19 protein-coding genes and 1 pseudogene are annotated in these 20,333 nt (G+C 69.6%); 11 read left to right on the top strand and 9 right to left on the bottom strand.

The genetic code is table 11. The annotated features are described in order from the left end of the window. Positions 1-147: 147 nt before the first annotated feature. Positions 148-1,401 carry a L,D-transpeptidase gene (locus AAHZ94_RS09130; RefSeq protein ID WP_502964617.1) on the bottom strand — a complete coding sequence of 418 codons (1,254 nt, stop codon included), beginning with the start codon at positions 1,399-1,401 and terminating at the stop codon, positions 148-150. Positions 1,402-2,182: 781 nt separating this feature from the next. On the opposite strand from AAHZ94_RS09130, the pseudogene AAHZ94_RS09125 reads away from it, so the two are divergent. Both AAHZ94_RS09125 and AAHZ94_RS09120 read left to right on the top strand, forming a co-directional pair. Then, positions 2,183-4,282: pseudogene (locus AAHZ94_RS09125) on the top strand (ABC transporter ATP-binding protein); the annotation flags it as partial. Continuing rightward, a complete protein-coding gene (locus tag AAHZ94_RS09120; RefSeq protein ID WP_502964618.1) occupies positions 4,282-6,330 on the top strand; it encodes an ABC transporter transmembrane domain-containing protein in 2,049 nt (682 codons plus the stop codon). The pseudogene AAHZ94_RS09125 and the gene AAHZ94_RS09120, both read left to right, overlap by 1 nt. A 207-nt stretch (positions 6,331-6,537) precedes the next feature. Here the strand turns inward: AAHZ94_RS09120 and AAHZ94_RS09115 are convergent, their stop codons facing one another. Next, positions 6,538-7,074 (bottom strand): hypothetical protein, encoded by a 537-nt coding sequence (locus tag AAHZ94_RS09115; RefSeq protein ID WP_349992032.1) that lies wholly within the window; start codon positions 7,072-7,074, stop codon positions 6,538-6,540. A gap of 256 nt (positions 7,075-7,330) precedes the next feature. Beyond that, the gene (locus tag AAHZ94_RS09110) at positions 7,331-8,155 is read right to left on the bottom strand and encodes a S1 family peptidase (protein WP_349992030.1); all 825 of its coding nucleotides are present in this window, start codon (positions 8,153-8,155) and stop codon (positions 7,331-7,333) included. 389 nt (positions 8,156-8,544) lie between these two features. Here AAHZ94_RS09110 and AAHZ94_RS09105 point away from each other — a divergent pair, with 389 nt between their 5' ends. Beyond that, positions 8,545-8,739: a hypothetical protein gene (locus AAHZ94_RS09105; RefSeq protein ID WP_349992028.1), complete on the top strand. Its 195-nt coding sequence runs from the start codon at positions 8,545-8,547 to the stop codon at positions 8,737-8,739. 194 nt (positions 8,740-8,933) lie between these two features. On the opposite strand, the gene AAHZ94_RS09100 is transcribed toward AAHZ94_RS09105, so the two are convergent. Together AAHZ94_RS09100 and AAHZ94_RS09095 are read right to left on the bottom strand one after the other, a co-directional pair. Continuing rightward, on the bottom strand, positions 8,934-9,446 hold the full coding sequence (locus tag AAHZ94_RS09100; protein WP_349992027.1) for an NUDIX hydrolase: 513 nt from the start codon (positions 9,444-9,446) through the stop codon (positions 8,934-8,936). Continuing rightward, the gene (locus tag AAHZ94_RS09095) at positions 9,443-9,754 is read right to left on the bottom strand and encodes a hypothetical protein (RefSeq protein WP_349992025.1); all 312 of its coding nucleotides are present in this window, start codon (positions 9,752-9,754) and stop codon (positions 9,443-9,445) included. The genes AAHZ94_RS09100 and AAHZ94_RS09095 overlap by 4 nt, the downstream gene beginning before the upstream one ends. Before the next feature lie 350 nt (positions 9,755-10,104). Between AAHZ94_RS09095 and AAHZ94_RS09090 the strand changes: the two genes are divergently transcribed. From AAHZ94_RS09090 to tgmC, 7 genes are all read left to right on the top strand, one after another. After that, positions 10,105-10,938 (top strand): helix-turn-helix domain-containing protein, encoded by an 834-nt coding sequence (locus AAHZ94_RS09090; RefSeq protein WP_349992023.1) that lies wholly within the window; start codon positions 10,105-10,107, stop codon positions 10,936-10,938. Then, positions 10,935-11,141, top strand: a complete 207-nt coding sequence (locus tag AAHZ94_RS09085; RefSeq protein ID WP_349992022.1) for a DUF397 domain-containing protein — start codon at positions 10,935-10,937, stop codon at positions 11,139-11,141. The genes AAHZ94_RS09090 and AAHZ94_RS09085 overlap by 4 nt, the downstream gene beginning before the upstream one ends. Continuing rightward, positions 11,141-11,380 carry a DUF397 domain-containing protein gene (locus tag AAHZ94_RS09080; protein WP_349992021.1) on the top strand — a complete coding sequence of 80 codons (240 nt, stop codon included), beginning with the start codon at positions 11,141-11,143 and terminating at the stop codon, positions 11,378-11,380. The genes AAHZ94_RS09085 and AAHZ94_RS09080 overlap by 1 nt, the downstream gene beginning before the upstream one ends. Positions 11,381-11,663: 283 nt before the next feature. Continuing rightward, a complete protein-coding gene (locus AAHZ94_RS09075; protein WP_349992020.1) occupies positions 11,664-11,870 on the top strand; it encodes a DUF397 domain-containing protein in 207 nt (68 codons plus the stop codon). Between the two features lie 330 nt (positions 11,871-12,200). Beyond that, positions 12,201-12,422 carry a putative ATP-grasp-modified RiPP gene (locus AAHZ94_RS09070; RefSeq protein ID WP_349992034.1) on the top strand — a complete coding sequence of 74 codons (222 nt, stop codon included), beginning with the start codon at positions 12,201-12,203 and terminating at the stop codon, positions 12,420-12,422. Positions 12,423-12,433: 11 nt separating this feature from the next. Continuing rightward, positions 12,434-13,393 (top strand): ATP-grasp ribosomal peptide maturase, encoded by a 960-nt coding sequence (gene tgmB / locus AAHZ94_RS09065; RefSeq protein ID WP_349992018.1) that lies wholly within the window; start codon positions 12,434-12,436, stop codon positions 13,391-13,393. Beyond that, on the top strand, positions 13,386-14,510 hold the full coding sequence (gene tgmC, locus AAHZ94_RS09060) for an ATP-grasp peptide maturase system methyltransferase (protein ID WP_349992017.1): 1,125 nt from the start codon (positions 13,386-13,388) through the stop codon (positions 14,508-14,510). The genes tgmB and tgmC overlap by 8 nt, the downstream gene beginning before the upstream one ends. Positions 14,511-14,825: 315 nt before the next feature. Here the strand turns inward: tgmC and AAHZ94_RS09055 are convergent, their stop codons facing one another. Beyond that, positions 14,826-15,176, bottom strand: a complete 351-nt coding sequence (locus AAHZ94_RS09055; RefSeq protein WP_349992016.1) for a hypothetical protein — start codon at positions 15,174-15,176, stop codon at positions 14,826-14,828. 29 nt (positions 15,177-15,205) lie between these two features. Further along, positions 15,206-16,114 carry a radical SAM/SPASM domain-containing protein gene (locus AAHZ94_RS09050; RefSeq protein WP_349992015.1) on the bottom strand — a complete coding sequence of 303 codons (909 nt, stop codon included), beginning with the start codon at positions 16,112-16,114 and terminating at the stop codon, positions 15,206-15,208. Between the two features lie 179 nt (positions 16,115-16,293). On the opposite strand from AAHZ94_RS09050, the gene AAHZ94_RS36375 reads away from it, so the two are divergent. Then, on the top strand, positions 16,294-17,529 hold the full coding sequence (locus tag AAHZ94_RS36375) for a helix-turn-helix domain-containing protein (RefSeq protein ID WP_502964616.1): 1,236 nt from the start codon (positions 16,294-16,296) through the stop codon (positions 17,527-17,529). Between the two features lie 608 nt (positions 17,530-18,137). On the opposite strand, the gene AAHZ94_RS09035 is transcribed toward AAHZ94_RS36375, so the two are convergent. Together AAHZ94_RS09035 and AAHZ94_RS09030 are read right to left on the bottom strand one after the other, a co-directional pair. Next, a complete protein-coding gene (locus AAHZ94_RS09035; RefSeq protein WP_349992011.1) occupies positions 18,138-18,725 on the bottom strand; it encodes a hypothetical protein in 588 nt (195 codons plus the stop codon). Between the two features lie 412 nt (positions 18,726-19,137). Then, on the bottom strand, positions 19,138-20,333 hold a 1,196-nt coding region (locus AAHZ94_RS09030), incomplete at its 5' end, for a serine hydrolase domain-containing protein (protein ID WP_349992009.1).

The raw sequence follows: 20,333 nt of genomic DNA, 5'->3' as shown, positions 1-20,333 counted from the left end.
CGCCCCCCGGGCCCCCCCCGGGGGCGCCCCCCCCGCCCCGCCCCCCCCGGGCGGGGGGGGCGGCCCCCCCCGGGGGGCCGGGCCGGGGGGGGGGCCCCGCGCCCGGGGCCCCCGCGACTACCGGCCCACGGCTGCGGGCCGTCGTGCTCACTGCTTGGCGGTCCACTCCGACCAGGACATGTTCCAGCCGTTGAGACCGTTGTCGGGCTTGATCGTCTCGTCGTCCGAGTTCTTGACCACGACCACGTCGCCGATCTGCGAGTTGCTGAAGAACCAGGAGCCCGGCGTGGACGGGTCGCCGCCGCCGCGCTGGTCGAAGAGGCCCACGCAGCCGTGGCTGGCGTTGGTCGCGCCGAAGGTCGACTGGCCCGACCAGTAGTTGCCGTGGATGAAGGTGCCCGAGGTGGAGAGCCGCATCGCGTGCGGCACGTCCTTGATGTCGTACTCGCCGCCGAAGCCGACGGTGGCGCCGTTCATCCGCGTCACGGCGTGCTTCTCGCTGATGACCATGGTGCCGTTGTACGTCTCGGTGCCCGGGGCGCCGGCGGTGATCGGGATGGTCTTGATGACCCTCCCGTCGCGCTCCACCGTCATCGTCTTGGCCTTGGCGTCGACGGTGCTCACCTGGCTGCGGCCGACCGTGAACGTCACCTTCTTGGCCTGCGTGCCGTACACCCCCGGTACGCCCTCGACGCCGCTGAGCCGCAGGTCGAGGGTGACCTTGGTGCCGGCGGCCCAGTACTTCTCGGGCCGGAAGTCGAGCCGCTGGTTGCCGAACCAGTGGCCCTCCACCGGCACCTGCGGGCTGGCGGTGACCTTGACGGCGCGCTCGACGGCGTCCCGGTTGCTGATCGGGCGGCTGAAGTTGATCGACACGGGCATGCCGACGCCGACCGTGTCGCCGTTCTCCGGGGTGAAGTGGCCGACGAAGGTGTCCTTGGGGACGAGCGTGGTGAACGCGGCGTGCTTGGCGGACTCGCGGCCCTCGGTGTCCTTGGCGACGGCGTCCACCGTGTACTTGGTGGAGGCGCCCAGGTGGCCGGTCGGGCGCCAAGTGGCCCCGTCCTTGGCGATCTCGCCCTCGATGAGGTTGCCCTTGCCGTCGGCCACCTTGACCGAACTGAGCTTGCCCTTGTCGGCGGTGACCTTCAGCGCGCCGCTGGTGTTGACGCCCGTGGCGCCGTCCCTGGGCGCGATCGAGACCACGGCCTCGGACGCCTTGTTGTCGACGGTCTTGCCCTTGCCCTTGTCGCCGTCGCCCCCGTCGCCGTCCCCGCCGCAGGCGGAGACGACCAGCATCGTCGTGCCCAGCAGTAGGGCGACCAGCCCACGGCGGCCACGGCGGGACCGCCCCGCGGGCCGTTCCCGGCGCGCCGGAGAACCCTCCGACACCCCCGACATCACCGGTATTTCGGGTATGTCAGCCTGCACCCGCCCGTTCCCCACAGTCGTCTCCCCTCGAACGGCCGCGCCCCCGCGGCTCCCCCGTTACGCGAACACCTGCTCGCATGGCGATAGATAACCACAACGTATGGAAAGTGGCTTGCCCGCGAATGTCACCGTTCCGTTCCAAGTCAGAAGGGTGACAGGGCAGGAGCGGACCGGTCCCGAGGCAGCGGCCCGGCGGCGGTCGGGCAGTCGTGTGGCGGTGGTGGGGCAGTCGGCTGCCGGTGGCGGGGCAGCGGTCGGGCAGCCGCCCGGCGGCGGGGCAGCCGCGGCGGCACCCGCGGCCCACGGTGCGCAGTGCGCTGCGCTCGGTGCGCGGGCGGTGGGTGGCCCACGGTGCGCGGTGGGCGCTACGCAGTGCACGGCTTACGGTGCGCGACTCACGGCGTCCCGCTCACGGCGTCCGGCTCACGGCGTCCGGCTCACGGCGTCCGGCTCAGGGCGTCCGGCTCACGGTGCACGGGCCCGGGCGGATGGCTGCCTGACGTGTCCGCCTCACCCGCCGCCCGCCGTACGGTCACGCTCCGTTTCCGTACGCATCGGGGTGCGGTCCGCGGGGTCGGGCCCGGCTGCGGACGGGCCAGGGGCGCGCGAGGCCCATGGGGCTGGCGTCGCTGCTGGTCAGATGGGTGGTGCGGAAACCGGACGCGGGTCCTAGGCCAAAAAACCCAGTGAGCAATGTCAGTGCCTCACCGTAGTCTCACTCCTGATGTCTGTGACGAGTGAAGCGACGACGATGGAGCGGGAGACGCCCAGTTCAGCAGCGGCTCCCGAGCGTGCGGGGCCGGTGCGGGAGCGGTCCACCGTGCGCTCGCTGCTGCGGCTGTGGCCGTATGTGCGGCCGGTCCGCGCCCGGCTGATCACCGCTGCGTTCGTGGCGATCATCGCCTCCTGTATGAGCCTGGTGATCCCGATCGCGCTGAAGTGGATGGTGGACGGCCCGGTGGCCGACCGCGACCCGTCCGGGGCGTGGATCGGCGGCGGGCTGCTGCTGGCGATCGGTGTGGCCGAGGCCGGGCTGTTCGGCGTGCGGCGCTGGCTGGTGGCCAGACCGCTGGCCTCCGTCGAAGCGGCGATGCGGGCCGATCTGTACCGCCACCTCCAGCGGCTGCCGGTCTCCTTCCACGACCGCTGGCCATCGGGCCAACTCCTCTCGCGCGCCACGACCGATCTGCAACTGGTGCGGATGTTCCTCGCCTTCCCGCTCACCTTCCTGGTGGTCAACGGGGCCACGATCCTGGTCGGGTTCGGCATTTTGCTGGCCCAGGACTGGACGCTCGGCCTGGTGTTGCTGGCCCCGGCGATACCGATGGTGATCCTCTGTTCGTACTTCGAGCAGCGGTATTCGCTGGTCGCGCGCACCGCGCAGGACCAGATCGGCGATCTGACCACGGTGGTGGAGGAGAGCGTCCTCGGCATCCGCATCGTCAAGGGGTTCGGCCAGCACCGGGGACAGAACCAGTCCTTCCGGGCGCTGGCGATGCGGCTGCGGGCCACGGAGTTGCGCAAGGGCGGCCTGCTGGCCACCCTCTGGGCGTTGATCATGACGCTGCCCGAGTTGGCGCTGGGCGCGGCCCTGGTGCTCGGCACGGTGCAGGTCGCCGACGGTGACTTGTCGGCGGGCACGCTGGTGGCGTTCTTGTCGACGGCGCTGGCGCTGCGCTGGCCCGTGGAGTCGATCGGCTTCCTGCTCGCGATGAGCAACGAGACGGCGACCGCGACCGACCGCTACTTCGAGGTGATGGACGCCCCGGAGGCGGACGCACCCGGTGGGGGCGCGGTGACCGGTGCGGACACCGAGGCCGACGGAGACACCAAGGCTGGTGTGCGGACGAAGACCGGCGGGGGTGCGACGACCGGCGCGGGCATCGGGACCGCGGCCGACATCGATGCCGGCGCCGCGCCCGGTTCGGCCGCCGGTGCCACGGCCGAGCCGCCGGTGGGGCTGACGAAGGGGGCGGCGCCACCGGGCGGTGCGTCCGGGCGCCGGCCTCCGGACGCCGCGCCCGCCGAACCGATCCCGGCCCAGCCCCGGACATCGGCCGAAGCACCGGCACAGGCATCTACCGAGGCACCGGCTGCGGCAGCGGCCGAGGCCGACGGGCTGCGGTTCGCGGGCGTCTCGTTCCGGTACGCGGACGCGCCCGCCGACTCCCCGCCCCTGTTGCACGGCGTTGACCTGCACATCCGGTCCGGCGAGACGATGGCGCTGGTGGGCGCGACCGGCAGCGGCAAGACGACGCTGACCGCGCTGGTGCCCCGGCTGCTTGAGCACACCGGCGGCCGGATCACCGTGGACGGCGTCGACATCACCACGCTGTCCCGGCACGACCTGCGGGGGCTGGTGGCGGTCGCCTTCGAGGAGCCGACCCTGTTCTCCGCGACGGCCGGCGAGAACGTGCTGATGGGCGGGGCGGACGCCGGCCCGCAGGAGTTGGCGCGGGCGCTGGAGATAGCGCAGGCCGGATTCGTCACCGCCCTCCCGCAGGGCACCGACACCCAGGTCGGCGAGCAGGGGCTGAGCCTGTCCGGCGGGCAGCGGCAGCGGCTCGCGCTGGCCCGCGCCGTGGTCGGCAGCCCGCGCTTCCTGATCCTGGACGACCCGCTCTCCGCGCTCGACGTGCACACCGAGGCCCTGGTGGAGGCGGCGCTGCGGCAGGTGCTCGGCAATACGACCGCCCTGGTCGTGGCGCACCGCCCGTCCACGGTGCAGCTCGCCGCCCGGGTGGCGCTGCTGGCCGACGGCCGGATCAGCGCCGTCGGCACCCACCACGAACTGCTGCGCACCAACCCCGAGTCCGCGACGCTGATGGCCGGCGAGGGGAGCGACCAATCATCACCACCCGCGTCTCCGCCGGGCCCGCCGCCGACGACCAACCCACCGGGGGTCAGCCCACCGGGGGTCAGCCCACCGGAAGTCAGCCCACCGGCGGCCCCGCGGGCGCGCCCCCGCGGGAGCACACCGCCGCGCCCGGCGCGACGGCCGACCCCAGCGTCGGCGGCAGCGGCGACAGCGACGGCAGTAGCAGCGATCCCGGCGACCAAGGGGGCGCGACCGCGCCGAAGGCCGGTGACCCCTTCGACCGGGACGACCTGCCCGCGCCGCCCGGCGCCTCCCGCCGCCTGCTCGGCTCGCTGCTCTCGCCGCTGCGCCGGCCGGTGTGGCTGGCGACCGTGCTGATCCTGCTCCAGCAGGCCACGGTGCAGGCGGGCCCGCTCCTCGTGGCGTACGCGATCGACACGGCGGTGCCGGCGTTCCGCTCGGACGACTACGGGCCGCTGACGCTGGTGGCCGTGGCGTACCTGGGCAGTGCGCTGCTGGCCGGCGGGTTGCAGTACGCGTTCATCCGGGTCTCCGCCTTCGTGAGCCAGGGCGTGCTGCTCGATCTGCGCGGCCGAATATTCCGGCACGGGCAGGCGCTGAGCGTGGACTTCCACGAGCGGTACACCTCGGGCCGGTTGATCTCGCGCGCCACCTCCGACGTGGAGTCGCTGCGCGAACTGCTCACCGAGGGCCTTGAGGAGCTGCTCGGCGTCTGTCTGTCGGTCTTCTACATCTCCGTACTGCTGCTGTACTTGGACGTGGGTCTCGGCGTGGCGGCCATCGCCTCCTTCGGCCCGCTGTTCCTGATGGTGCGGTCCTTCCAGCGGCGCTCGGCGCGGGTGTACGCGCAGCGTTCGACGGCGACGGCGGCGTTCATCGTCAAGTTCACCGAGACGATGAACGGCATCCGCCCGGTGCAGGCGTTCCGCCGCGAGCAGACCAACGACCGCGACTTCGGCAAGCTCAACCACCAGCACGAGCGGATCAACGGCACGGCCATGTTGGAGATGGCCCGCTATGTGGTCGGTTCGCGGCTGGTGGCGAACTTCGCGGTGGCCGCGATCGTCATGTGGGGCGCGTACCGGGTCGCCTCCGACGATCTGGAGCTCGGCGTGCTGGCGGCTGCGGCGCTGTACCTGCGCCGGCTGTACGACCCGATCGACCGGCTCGGCATGTTCCTCAACGCCTACCAGTCGGCGGCGGCCTCGCTGGAGAAGATCGCCGGGCTGCTGGCGCAGCGCCCCTCGGTGCCGGAGGCCACGCAGCCCAGGCCGCTGCCGGAGCGCCCGGCCGGGCAACCGGGCCGGGAGGTCGTCTTCGACGGGGTGCGCTTCGCGTACCGCACCGGCGGGGAGGTGCTGCCGCGCTTCGACCTGACGCTGCCCGCCGGGCAGACGGTGGCCGTGGTGGGTTCGACCGGCGCCGGCAAGTCGACGCTGGCCAAGCTGCTGGCCAGGTTCTACGACCCGCCGCAGGTCGCGGAGGGCGAGCCCGCCAACGGGCGGGTGCTGCTGGACGGCGTGGACCTGCGCGAACTCGCCACGCCCGAGCTGCGCCGGGGCGTGGTGATGGTGACGCAGGAGGCGTTCCTGTTCTCCGGCACGGTGGCCGACAACATCGCCATCGGCCGGCCGGACGCCACCCGCGAGGAGATCGAGCAGGCCGCGAAGGCGATCGGCGCGCACGACTTCATCACGGCGCTGCCGGACGGGTACGACACGGACGTGCGTAAGCGCGGCGGGCGAATATCCGCCGGTCAGCGCCAACTCGTCGCCTTCGCCCGGGCGCTGCTGGCCGACCCCGGGGTGCTCATATTGGACGAGGCGACCTCGTCCCTGGACGTCCCCGGCGAGCGGGCGGTGCAGCGGGCGATGGCCACGGTGCTGCACGGCCGCACGGCCGTCGTCATCGCGCACCGGCTGTCCACGGTGGAGATCGCCGACCGGGTGCTGGTGATGGCCGAAGGCCGCATCATCGAGGACGGCCCGCCGGCCGAACTCATCGCCGGCCAGGGCCGCTTCGCGGATCTGCACCAGGCGTGGCGGGACAGCCTGGTGTGAGCCGGGCGGCGGCCACGGGGCCGGCGGATCTGGTACGGGCGGATCTCCCGCGGACGGTTCCGGTACGAGCAGGTCCGCTACGGGCGGGGCGGGTACGGCCGGTTCCGCCACGGGCGAATCGGCCACGGCCGGGCTACCGACGGCGTTCGACCGCCGGTAGCAACGGCCCCGTCGTCACGACTGTCGACACGCCCGCGGTCACGGCCATCACGGCCGTCGGCCGCGGCCCTGCGGGAACTGTCCGAGGCTCACCGCACGGTGAATGACCTGGGCCAGTTCGCCGGCGTCCGCGGTGAACGTGTCGACGCGGATCTTGCCGCCGCTGCCGAGGTGGATGTCAAAGGTGAAGCCCATGCCCCGGGCCGCGGCCAGGGGCCGCCCGTCGCCGCTCTTGCCGCTCACCCGCTCGATGTCCGTCCAGGGAATGAGGGTGGCGGTGCCGGCGACCCGGTGGGTCAGCCCGCGCTCGTGGACGTCGAAGCTCTGTTCCCGGGTACGGAGCGCCTGCATCAGCCGCCAGATTCCCAATCCGAGCCCCGCCAGCCCGGCCCCGAGCAACAGGCCCGCCAGTCCGGGTGCGCCGTCGGTGGTGCCGATGGAGGCGACGGCCACGGGTATCCCGAAGGCCGTGCCCACGGCGCCCGCGACCAGCATGACGCCGGCCTGGCGCAGCCGTCTGCCGTTGTCGGTGCGGTGTTCGCGGGCGAATCCGCCAAGTTGCCGAGCCACTTCCGTACGCCGCATCAGGTCCCCTCCCGAGTCGTGGACGACTCAGAGTCTGCCAGTCAGCGGCCCGCTGGCACCGCCGTTACGGGCAGTCCCCGTCCCCTGCGCCCGCCCCGCACGGTGGCCGTCCCCCAGCGGTCCGCCGACCCTCAACTCGCCACGCTCGGCGGGGCGTTGCTCACATCCGCGCGATCCCTGCCGTTCCCCCTCTCGCTCCCACCGCGTACGGCGGGGCGGGCGGCGGGCACCGTCGCGCGGTCGGCGGCGTCCCGGATCAGCCGCCGTGGCCGATCGCCTTGCGCATCCACCCCGCATAGGCGGGCGCGCTGGAGTAGAGCCCCGGGCCTTCGCTACAGAGCTTGCCCGGGGCGCCGGGGCCCGAGGTGACGCCGATGAGTTCCCAGCGTCCCCGGTGGTCGCGCTGGACCTGGGGTCCGCCGGAGTCGCCGTTGCACGCCATGGCGCGCGGCACCTGGCTGATCGTGCAGAGCCGGGTGCGGTCCGCCCAGCCCGGCGCGCACTCGGAGGCGGCGCCCCGGCGGGTGTTGAGTTCCTGGAGCCGGTCGGGGAAGACCCACTGGTCGTGCACGGGGGTGTCGACGACGGTGCCGAAGCCCATGATGCGGGTCGGGGCGCCGGGCCGCCCCGGCGCGTGGGCGATGCGGACGGGCTTCTCGGCGACGGGCCGGTCCAGCCGGATCAGGGCGACGTCGTTGCGGTTGGCGGCGGTGCCGTCGCCGTTGACGTAGCCCGGGTGGGTCACCGTCTTCGCGACGGAGCGGACGGTGCCCTCCCTCTCCTTCCACTCGCTGCCGACCCGGACGGTGCCGTCCACGGTGACGAGTCTCGGGTCCACGCAGTGGGCCGCGGTCAGCACCCACTGCGCGTCGATCAGCGACCCGCCGCAGTAGCCCTTGAAGGTGGGGTCGTCCACTCCCGTCACCGGGATCGACACCATGAACGGGTAGCGCTGCGTGGAGTCCTTCCCGTTGACGACGGCTTCGGCGCTGCCGGCCAGCAGGGCGGCACAGGCGGCTCCGGCGAGGGCCACGGCGGCGGTGCGTGCTGCCGTGCGGCGTGCGGACTTCGAGCTGAACACGGGGTCTCCGTTCGGTCGATCGGGTGCGACCCGCTCAGCCTCCGCGATCAAGAGGAACTGATCCATCCGGTCAGTCGGCCCCTCCATGATCGGGCCAGCGGCCGGTACGAGGTGGGGAAAACCCCCCGAACGGCGCGTTCCACCCTTGGCTCCGAGGAGCGATCCCGCCCGAGCAGCGGAAGGCCGTGCGGGGCCACTCGGGGTACGAGGCGCCGGCCCCGTACGCACCCATGCCCCAACGCGCCCCCGTGCCGCGCTTGCCCGGGCCTTCGGCGCGCCGGACCATGCGGCCATGCCCGCCGAAGACGAACCACACATCAATGGCTACGACCTGCTCAACGAGGAGATCATCACCGCGGCCGACCAGGACGAGCAGCCGGACCAGGACGATGCGGCGGAGTGACGACGGCCGCCGCTGGTTCGCCGGCTACCTGAAGACCCCGCTTCCCGTCCGGCACCCGGCCACCGATCGACCGCTCTGCCCCGACCACGGGGAGCGCATGGTCCGCGTCCTGGGCCGAGCCTGGATCTGCCGCACCTGCACACGCCGCCCGCCGGGCACCGACACCCCGGCCACGGAGTAGCGACCGCCCGGGCCGAGCCCTCGCCGGGCGGGCAGCGGTGGGGGCTCCGGGGGGCGTACGTGCCGGAGCGGACCGTTCCGGCGGCCGTGCCGAAGACCCGTGCCGGTCGCGCCCCGGGGTGGAACGGACGCGGCACGAATCGCCGTGGGGCGCGAGGCCGGGCCCCGCGCCTCGTGGGTCGGACGCCCGGTCGGCTACCCGTTCCGGCCGCGGTTGGATCTCGGCATTCCTTCGACCAGGACGGGCGGTTCGACGGCGAGCAGCCGCGTACGGAGGGCGTGGACGAGGGCCACGCGCTCCAGGTTCTCCACGGCCGACCACTCGACTTCGACCTGATCGCGGGGCAGATCGGCGAAGGCGTCCTCGGCCGCGCTGCCGCCGTCGAAGACGAAGGCGATTTCCTCGTCCTGCCGGCCCGCGATGGCGGGTTGCTGGTCGACGGCGAGCAGGGCGGCGGCCTTGGGCAACTTGATGCCGAGCGCGTCGGCCACGCGGTGGGCGGCGTCGACGATCGCCTCCCCGGGCTGCACGATGACCCCGGGCGGGCAGGCCCACCCGTCGCGTACGACCTGGAGTACGCGCGGCCACATGCCGAGCGGCGCGAAGTACTTCGGATTCTCGACCGGGCAGCGAACCAGCAGGAACACCCAGACCTCGCGGGGCGGGTTGAGCGATTCGTCACCGCTCACGAGATGCACGTTCTTCATGCGGCTACACCCCCGTAGGCGAGGGCGCGCAGTCCGGAGCAGGCTTGCGGCACCCGATCGTCCATGGTGATCAGCCCGTACGCGGCCCGCCCGTCGGACCAGCACCAGCCCTCGACGGTCTCGTACTCGACCCGCCGCCGGTTGGGGCACAGGACGTTGCTGCGCAACGCGTCCGGGTCGAACATCGACTCCTGGTAAGCCTGGTGAAACTCGACGTCCGTGACGGAAGCCCAGGCCCCGCCCTCACCGAAGCTGAGGAAGAAGCGGAGGGGGGTGCCCATGACGATGACGCGGTGGGTGCCGTCCATTAGGCGCCCCCAGCAGACACGTTGGGGTGGGTGCGGTGCTGCGGGCAGCGGCAGGGCGGCCAGGCCCCGGTAGCGGCCTCACGGAAGGTGGCGCCACACGACTCGCTGTCGACGGAGGTCACGCTGACAACCGCGGAGGCGGGGTCGGGCGGGCTGGATTCGCCCGGGCGACGTCGGTAGATACGAAGGGTCATGCGGTGCTCTCCGCCGGGTCCCATGGCCGTGAACTCCTGCCGAATACGCGATCACCGGTTGTGATCGATCCCTCACAGAGTCTCGCCCGCATGGCTAGAATTCCACGCTAGAGGCCATGCCAACGGGCCGGCAATAGCGGGAAGTTGAGCGACGGAATGAGCGATGTCGAGCCCCGAAAGGGGTCAACGGGACCGGACGGGGCGGCGTACTTCGGAGCTGAAGTAAGAGCACTACGCGAAGCACTGGGACTCTCGCAGGAACAGTTCGCGACCAAGTGCCACTACAACCAGTGCCAGGTCAGCCGCGTGGAATGCGGCGCGGTTCTGGCCTCGGAGGCCTTCGCGGAGGCGGTGGACAAGGCGGCGGGGACTCCCGGCACGTATCAGCGCATGCGGAATCGGCTGGCAAGGCGGGACAACCCCGCGTGGTTCGTCCCCTACATCGTGCTGGAGGAGTCCGCCAGTGCCATCACGGACTACTCGTGCACCTTCCTCATGGGGCTGCTCCAGACCCCGGAATACGCAACGGCAGTGATGCGTGCCCACTTTCCACGCGAAACCGACGAACAGATCAAGGCCCGCGTCGAACTCCGTATGCGCCGCCAGGAGGCATTGCACCGCGAGAATCCACCCCTGCTGTGGGTGATCATGCACGAGGCAGTGCTTCGCACCTGCGTCGGAGACGCCTCTGTCATGGCCACGCAACTCCGCCACCTCATCGAACTCGCAGAGTCGCCACACGTGACCCTGCAAGTGCTGCCCTTCCACGCGGGTGCTGCCCCCTCACACCTACCGTTTACGCTGGTGGAGTTGGACGGCAAGCCGCATGCGGTCTACTCAGAATCGCCAACTCACGGCGGGCAGGTAGACGACTCACCAACCGCAGTGGCTTCTGCCGTCGGCGCACTTGATCGACTACGTATGGCAGCACTCCCCGAGCAGCAGTCGCTGGCACTCATTCGCAAGATCATGGAGGAGCACCAGAAATGAACACCCCCGAGCACACCTGGTTGAAGTCGTCCTACAGCGCAGGCGAAGGACAGTGCATCGAGTGGGCCCCTGCGCACGCGACCACCACCGGCACCGTCCCCGTCCGTGACAGCAAGGACCCGCACGGGCCCGCCCTCACCTTCGACACCGCCGCCTGGTCCGCGTTCGTCGCGGGCGTGAAGACCGGCGAGTTCCCCGTCTGATGAGTGACGCGCACGAGAAGGCCGAGTTGTACGCGGCCGACATCTCCAATGTCACGTGGGTGGGCGCGCCCAGTGCCCCCGGCGCGGACCGCGTCGAGGTCGCGTTCCTGTCAGAGCCCGCAGGCGCCGTCATCATGCGCAACGCGGCCGACCCGGACGGACCCGTACTGCGCTACACCGAAGGCGAATGGCGTGCCTTCGTCCTCGGCGTACGCGACGGCGAGTTCGACCTGTCGTAACCACACACGATCCACTACACGAGGCACCGGTTCCCCCTGGCGGGAGCCGGTGCCTCGTAGCATCTGACGGACTCCCCCACTGGCAGTCCAGCGCCCCGCGTACGACCGCGCGTGAACCGGTCGGGGCCTGTCGCTCCACTCCAGGCGACCTACCCCAACACGGTTTCCATGCAGCACAGTTGGTGAGTCCCGGTTCGGAGAACTTGCACCGACTACTCAACCGGCACTCCCCGAACAGCAATGGCCGGCACTCACCCGTATAGGCCACGGAGGAACACCAGACATGACCTCCCCCAAGCACACCTGGCAGAAGTCGTCCTACAGCGGCGGCGAAGGACAGTGCATCGAATGGGCCCCCGCCCACGCGATCACCACCGGCACCGTCCCCGTACGTGACAGCAAGAACCCCCACGGCCCGACCCTCGCCTTCGGCACCACCGCCTGGACCGCGTTCGTCGCGGGCGTGAAGACCAGCGAGTTCATCGCCTGACGCACGGCGCCCTTGCGCCGGCTGCTCAACCAGTATGAAGAAGGAGCCCCTTAAGCCCCCGCCCCTACCGGCTGAAATCGAAATTGAGGGTCCCCAAACCTCAACTCTACCTCCGCGGCGGGTAGGCGGGTTTCAACATCCTGCCCCGATCGCTGACGCAAACAGGAAGGGTTAGGCGACCGGGGCGGGCCCCTATCGGCATATGCACTTTAGCCGAATTGGAACGCAACACACCCGCTCATGTGGTGAGATGGGCTGCAAGTCTGGCATCCAGGAGGGACATTGATCAAATCCGTTAGCCAGGGGTCGACAGCGCCGATTCCGTGGGGCATGCGCCGCATGGCTCCGCTGCGGAATGGGGAGCCTTCTCGGTGGCAATACGCTGGGATCGATCCGGAGACACAGACCGGCCGTTGGGTCGGAAGCGACGGTGTGCCGGCCCCTGCCGAACTCGGCAAGCACGGCACTTCCGTCAACACCTACCCGCCCACCCAGATCGGAAAAGACGGCAAGGTGGACTCTGACAGCGGACACGACGCGGCGCAGGACTAAGGGGGAATGACGTGAACGGGCATCCGGTGCTGGTTGCTACCGAATACGAGGACCCGACCGCCGATTTGATCATTGCCGAGTTAAACCGGCGTCGGGTGCCCGTTCTGCGCTTCGACCCTGGACGCGACTTCCCCAACCCCGCTGTGCTTTCGGCTCGCATGGGGCCGGAAGGTTGGGGAGGACGGCTCACGGTTGGCGAACGTACAGCAGACCTGGAAGACGTACGCGCTTTGTACCATCGTCGCCCTAGCAGTTACGCGCCGAATGGGGACGACCAGGCCGCGCGGTTCATCGCTCAGGAAAACCGGCGCGGGCTCGGCGGAGTGCTGGCAGCCCTTTCCGGCTGCCTCTACCTGAGCCACCCCCAAGCCATTGCCCGCGCCGAGTACAAGCCCGCGCAACTCGCGGCAGCGGCCCGCGAAGGGCTCAACGTTCCCGCCACGCTGATAACGAGCGATCCAGCGGAAGCGAAGTCCTTTGCCGCGGAACAGCCGACCATCTACAAGCCGCTGCATGCAGGCGCGTACGACGTTGAGGGGGAGCCTGCTGGTATCTGGGCAGCCCCGGTTGATCCTGGCGAGATAGACGACGCTGTAAGCCGTTGCGCGCACCTATTCCAAGCTCAGGTGCCCAAGACCTCCGACGTGCGCGCGGTTGTCGTCGGCGAGCAGGTCTTCTGCGCCCGGATTACCGCTCCGGCCGGAGTCGTCGACTGGCGCGCTGAGTACCGGAACCTGAGCTATGAGCCGATCCCCTGCCCGGATGACGTACAGCGGGCAATCCTGCGGTTCCTCGCTGGCTTCGGGCTCAACTTCGGCGCGTTCGACTTCGCGCTAACCGCGGATGATGCCTGGTGGTTCTTAGAATGCAACCCCAATGGGCAATGGGCATGGCTCGAAGAAACGGCAGGACTGCCCATCACATCGACTATCGCCGATCTGTTGGAGAACGGAGAGAACGCAAGTGACTGATGACGTTTCTACCGAAGGGCTACGCGCAGACCTCGCGCGGCACCTGACGGAATCGGGAACGCTGCGAAGCCCCCAATGGGAAGCCGCTGTTATGGCCGTGCCCCGAGAGGCGTTCTTGTCTGACGGGTGGTTCGAATACGAAGAGGGGGATTGGTACCGCCCGGCATTCCTCGCTGACGGCCCCGAACGGATCAGGCGCGTTTACGAGGACGACACACTTGTTACCCAAGTAGCAGAGTCGGTCGTCCCGCGTCAGATTGAGGGGCGCATTTCCCACCGCCCCTCTTCGTCGTCCACCCTGCCGGGACTCGTGGTGCGCATGCTCGAAGAGCTGAACGCTTCCGAGGGAACAGGGGTTCTCGAAATCGGCACAGGAACGGGCTACTCGACTGCCCTTCTCTCCCACGTGGTCGGTGACGACAACGTGACGTCAATCGAAGTGGACGCGGACGTTTCCTCTCGTGCTGGTGTGGCTCTCGGCGGACTGGGCTACTGGCCGAACCTCGTAGTCGGTGACGGACTAGCCGGATACAAGGACAGCGGTCCATATGACCGCGTCATCGCGACGTGCGGAGTTCATACGGTTCCAGCTGAGTGGATCGCTCAGACTCGCCCTGGTGGTGAAATCCTGGTCACGGTCTGCGGGTGGATGAACGCTTCCGAACTCGTCCGGCTGACCGTGGCGGAAGACGGAACGGCAAGCGGTCCGATCCTGGGCGGGCACGTCTCGTTCATGCTCGCGCGGCCCCACCTGCCCCCCGCGCTGGGAATGCTGCCCGATCTCGATTCGGCCGAAGCCGTGCCCACGGATATCGGCGGTGACGTGCTGGACGACTGGACAGCACGATTCGTCGCACAGTTCGCAGCACCACGAGCCCAGCGCTTCACGCTGCCGCGCAACGGCCGAGACGAATACGTGGTCATCGACGTAGAAGCCGGAGCGTGGGCAGCCGCATTCGAAGACGACGGGCAGTGGCAGGTGCGGCAGGGCGGTCCCGTCCGGCTGTGGGACGCGATCACAGACCAGGTCACCCGATGGCGTGATGCCGACATGCCGCCCGCTGAGCGTCTGTGGCTGCACGTCGGGCCAGACGGGCAACGGCTCACCTGGAAGTAGCCGCACGGCACCGTAGAACCCCGCCCTGCCTGCGGGCGGCGGCCCCGGGGCATCGGCATGGTGCCGCCCGCGCGGGCGGGGGCTGGGGGCACGGCCCGCCGGGAGGTGCATGGCACGTCGGATGGCATGGCCCGCGCGCGGGTACGGGCCGCCCCGCGGCATGCCCCCAGGGAGGGTGCAGGCCGGGAAGGCGCGGGTCAGCGGGTGGTGCTGCCGCCGGAGAAGTCCTCCCGTGAGCGGGGGCAACGGGGCCGGCGCGCCAAACGCCTCCGGCCGTACGCCCCAAGGGGAAGGCGCAGCCGGAGACGTGGCGGACTACTGCTGCTCAACGCGCTCGGCCGCCTGCTCCGCGCGAAGCTGGGCCAGCCGCCGCACGTACAGCGGCCCAGCCACGTGTGCTGCTCGCTCCTCGCTGGGCGCCGACTGCTCGATCAGGTGGTGGGCCCGAGCTTTGAGGTGGGCGGACCAGGCCAGAACGTGCTGCTGAGCACTCCGCCCACACTCCTGCGGTTCCCCGGGAAGACACAACGGCAGGGTCGGCCCGAGCTTGTTGGCGGCGTGCCGGATGTACTCCGCGATCGTGGCCCAGTCTTCTTCCGTGCGCTGCACGGCGTTGGCGTTGGTGTCCGTCCCCCACTCACCGAAGTCATCCCCGTGGTCGTCCATCGGCGCTCTCCTGGTCGTCTCTCAGCGTGTTACGCGGGTGCGCCGAGCGTAGACCCGTCCGCGCGGGCATCCGTCTCCTTCGGATCGCAGTGCCCCACGGACGGTACGCACGGGCCACACGGGCCACACATGGGCAGAAATTGTGGTGGGGTGCAGGACTGAGCTCCTTCCCCATGGACAGCCGTGATGCCTGCCAGCACCTCGACCATTCGTGCCCCACTCCAGATTTCGGAGAGGGGCGTACGCATCACATTGCCGATGGTCAGGAAGCGGCCGAGCACGCACGGCCACACCTCGCCAGTCGGCCCGATTGCACATTTCTCGTGTGCGCAGTGTCCACACAGATCACCGATGGTCGGGCTCGCTCCCCTGCTCGCCCGGCCGAACGCCCGAGTTCGATCGCCACCAACCGTTCCGACCCCAAGCGTAGAAAGGTCCTGCGCAGCCTCCTGGACCCGCTGGCCGGACCGTACGGCCACCACCCCGCCTCGGAGGGGGATGTTGAGGCTCAGCGCCTTCTCGATGTTGGCTCGTGTCCTTTTGTGCGAACCTCGGAGCCCAGTCACCTTGTCGTGGTCGGCCGCCGTGTCCGAGTAGTACGACGTGGCGAGCTTGACCCCGTAATCGGTAAACGTCTCCCACAACTCCGGCCGAATGTGGGTCATGTTCGAGAAGACCTCCACCGCGAGGCCGGAACTGTTGGCATGCTGGATCAGTTCGCGAAGGTACGGGTAAAGCGTTGGCTCTCCTCCGATGAACTGGACATCGAGCGCGCCCATGTCCGAGAGTTGGTCGATCACCCGGCACCAGTCCCGCACGCCCATCGCGCCATGCGTCCCTCTCGGCGACGAGTCCGCGTAGCAATGCTGGCAGAACTCATTGCACAGCCCCGTAACCTCCAACCATGCAAACTTCAATGGATTTTGGGCAGCAATCATCCGAGACTCCTCACCCTGGCAGAGAATTGATTCCGTTCTCGTCGGCATTTCACATGCCTCGGTTCACCCACCGGACCCGCCGGACTATCTTTACTTCCGGTATCCGAGTGTTGCGTCTCCGTGCGATCCCATGTGGTGACTGGGTGGTGACTGGGTGGTGACTCGTCTACGCTGACCGCATGGGCAGTAGGGGCAAAGACTTTGGGAATCGTGTAGCGGACGAGCTACGAGCACGCAGGATGAGCATTCGCGCAGCGGCCCGCGCCACAAATTACGATCACGCTTACCTGTCACGCGTGATCGCGGGGAAGCAGGCCCCCTCTGCTCAACTAGCACATCTCCTTGATCAGCTATTCGACTCGAACGGAGAGTTAGTCTCACTTGCCGCGGCGGCAACAGCCGAACCCGTAGGCCCCGCCTCAGAGACTCCCCCGCTCACGCTCGCGGACTTTCTCCCCGAGGGAGACTGGTTACGGCCCCCGCAGGTACGTTCGGGCCGGCAGGTCGGCACTGCGCAGGTGGCAGACCTGAGGGAGCGGGTGCACGGGCTGCGACTCGCGGATGACTTCCTCGCGGGCGGCGACCTCATCCAACCTGCCCTTCGCGAGCTCCGTGCCACGATGAAGCTCTTCCGTGGAAGTACGCATACGGACAAGGTAGGAAGTGAACTACTCAGCCAAATCGGAGAGTTATCTCAAATCGCCGGATGGATCGCCAGCGATGCGGGACAGCACAACATGGCTGAGCACATCTACCGCATGGGCATCAGTGCTGCGAGGCAAGCTGAGGACAGCACGCTCACCGGAAATCTCGCCGGCTCGCTTGCCTATCAAATGACCAACACGGGCCGAGAACTAGAAGGCCTGTCTCTCGCTGAGGCAGCGCTCGGCGAGGCCGGTGACGACGCACCACCACGAGCCCGTGCACTGTACTTAGATCGTGTCGCATGGGCGCATGCCAAAGTGGGCGGAAAGCGTAGCGAACAAGGCGCGATGCGGGCGTTGGGGAAGGCATCGGAGGCGCTAGACGCAGACACATTGGACCGCGATCCTCCAGCCTACCTTTACTGGGTTAATTACGGGGAGTTGCAGGTTATGGAGTCACGCGTCTATACGGAGTTGCATCGGCCATTGCGTGCAGTTCCGCTGCTCCGAGAAGTCTTGAGCCAGTACGACGCAACGCATACTCGAGAAATGGCACTCTATCTTTCCTGGTTGGCAGTCGCCCTTGCCGATGCCAACGAGCCGGAAGAGGCAGCGGCCGTGACGGAACGCGTCATCACACTATCGTCCGAGATTGCGTCAGAGAGAACCGCAGAGCGTTTGCGCGTAATTGTCCAGAGGTTGCAGGAATACTCAGGCATCTCGGAAGTGGCAGCCGTACTGGCGGAGTACTCAGGCGCCCGATGGCCTTGACGGCCCTGACGCTCTCAACCGCCCCACGGCCCAGCCCTCATCTTCGACCTCACCGCCCGCCCGGACCACATTCATCGCAGGCGTCAAGGCCGGCAAGTTCCCCGCCTGACGCGCCGCGCACGCGAGGCACCGGCTCCCCCCGGCGAGGGCCGGTGCCTCGCAGCATCTGACAGGTCTCGCCGCCGGCCGGCCCAGCGCCCCGCGTACGACCGCGCGTGAATCGATCGGCGAATCGCATCCCCAGCCCAACTGGTTCTGGACACAGCAGTGTTGACTACCCGGTTCAGAGAAGGTGCGACCTCAAGGAGCTCGCCCAGACATGAGCAAGCTGTCCGACCTCTACACAGCCGACCTCAGCCACGCTGCATGGCAGAAGAACACGTACACCGTCGGGGCATCCAGTGCTGGTTGCTACCGAATGCAATGACTCACTCCTGAACGGCGTCATCGTCGTACTCGTCCAGCGCTTGCGCGTTCCGGTCAGGCAGGGGGCACAGGGCGCCGACGGCTGGAACAGTCGATGTAGCGGTCATACAGGTCGCTGAAGTCGGTCAGCGGACTTGTCGGCCGCGGGCCTCTCGCCTTCCCACACAGCCAAGTCGAGTGCTTCACGCCGCCAGGCGGCGAGTGCGGCGCTGATAGGACCAGGCGGCGGCGCCGAGGGCGAGGCCGTAGGGGCCCATACCCGAGTAGGCGATGTAGAACGCGATGTTCGAGAACCCGCCGGTCTCGAAGCTGAAGAGGCCCAGGGCCGAGAGCACCACGCCCATCAGGGCGCCGACGCCGAACACCGGGGCCAGGATCGAGGCGGTGATCCAGGCCGGCGTCAGCGGCAGCCACCGGGGGACGGCCTTACCGGCGACGAACGGCACCCAGCGGGGGAACGTCCGCCCCCACGGGCTGACCAGCCCCAGCAACAGGACGATGCCCAGCCCGGCCATGACGACCGTGATGTCCACCCCGTGCTGGTACAGCCACAGCGTCGCGGCGTTGAACGGGTCCAGGTGCTTGCCCCGGGCGTTGTGCTCCATCTGCGCCAGCACGCTCGGGAACCCGGCGGGGATGCCCCACGTGCCGCCGAAGGACCAGTACAGCTTCATCGCCACGTACGGGAGCAGCGCGATCGCGCCGATGCGGGCGATCCGGCGGATGCGGGGGGAGGCCGGTTCCAGGGCGGCGCTGCCTGTCGTCTTCATGGTGTTCATCCTGTTCGGCGGCCCGAACCGCCGAATCCGCCTGGAGTGTTCACCTCCTACCCCGCCCGGGTGACCTTTCCGTTGCCCGATCTCATTACTTCGGCCCATGGCCGTCCAGGACGATCCGCGGAAGCGGGAGCCGGCACGGGCGACCGCCAGGGGCCGGCCCGACCCCCGTCCGAGCGGCGGGTCCGCAGGGAGGGCCGCATCGTCGAACGAGCGATCTCCCGGGACAACGCGCGCGGACCCGCCATCGACCCCCGCTTCCCATCTCCAGCCAGTCCGACGGCGGTGAGTGCACCGCAAGAGCGGCCCGGGCCGGCTGCCGGTCAACCGCGCGGTCGGCGCGCGACCCGTATCCCGCCGAGCAGGCCGCCCCCGCCCCCGGACCGCCCCCGTCAGGCCGGCTACCTCACCGTCGCGCGGCCGGCGCGCGCGGCCCACAGAACTCCGCCTCTATCGCCGCGTCTTCCTGCTCGTCGTCGCCCCAGTCGCTGTTGCGGTTCAGGGTCAGGACGTGGTTGCCGTCGGGGGTGGCGAGGGTGTGGCTGAGGGAGCCGAAGATGTCGCCCGCGTGGCCCCAGAGCGTGACGTCGCAGGTCTTGAGCTTGCGGGACCTGATGCCCAGGCCGTACGACTCGCCGTCGCCCAGGTCGCGGCCGGTGAACATCTCCCGCTGCTGGGCCGGGCGCAGGAGTTCGCCGCGGACCAGGGCGCGCAGGAAGACGTTGAGGTCGCGGGCGGTGGAGATGATCTCGCCGCCGGAGCTGGCGATCGACGGGTTGAGCTCGGTGACGTCGTAGCGGGGGGCCGCCGGGTCCTTGATGAACAGCTTCGAGTAGTGCCGTCCGTGCGGGCCCGGCAGGCCGGGCGCGGTGCCGGGGAGCGAGGTGCCGGTGAGGCCCAGCGGCTTGATGATGCGGCGTTGGATCTCGGTGGCGTAGCTGTTGCCGGTGGCCTTCTCGATGACCATGCCGAGCAGCGCGTAATTGGTGTTGGAGTACGACCAGCCGGCGCCGGGGGCGAAGTTCGGGCGGTGCGCGAGGCCGACGGCCACCAGTTCCTCGGCGGTGGCGCCGTCGAAGCGGTGGTCGAAGAACGCCGCCCCGGTGTACTTGGACCGGAATGCGTCGTCCCGCAGGTAGTCGTACAGCCCGCTGGTGTGCTGGAGCAGATGGCGCAGGGTGACCCGGTTGCCGTCGTTGTCGTTGCCCTGGACCACGCCGGGCAGCCACTTCTCGATCGAGTCGTCGAGCGACAGCCCGTACCGCGGGTCGCCGGCCAGTTGTAGGACGACGGTGGCGGTGAACGGCTTGGTGAGGCTGCCGGTGCGGAACCGGTCGGCGGGCAGTCGCGGGCGCGAGGTGCGCACGTCGGCGACGCCGGAGGTGCCGTACCAGACCGAGCCCTTGACGTCGGCGCGGGCCAGGGCGCCCGGCGTGCCGGTGCGGACGATCTCGTTCAGGGCCGCCTGGGTCGCGGCGTGGCCGCGCCGCCGGCCCCGCCCCGGGGGCCCCCGCCCGCCCGGGGGGGGGGCGGGGGGGGGGGCGCCGGGGGGCGGTCGGCCGCGCGTACTGGGCAGCGCACGGCGCTGGTGGTGAAGTGCTG

The sequence above is a fragment of the Streptomyces sp. HSW2009 genome (assembly GCF_040240285.1).
Taxonomy (GTDB): domain Bacteria; phylum Actinomycetota; class Actinomycetes; order Streptomycetales; family Streptomycetaceae; genus Streptomyces.
The sequence above is the reverse complement of the archived record's forward strand: the minus strand, read 5'-3'. Positions and strand labels throughout refer to the sequence as shown.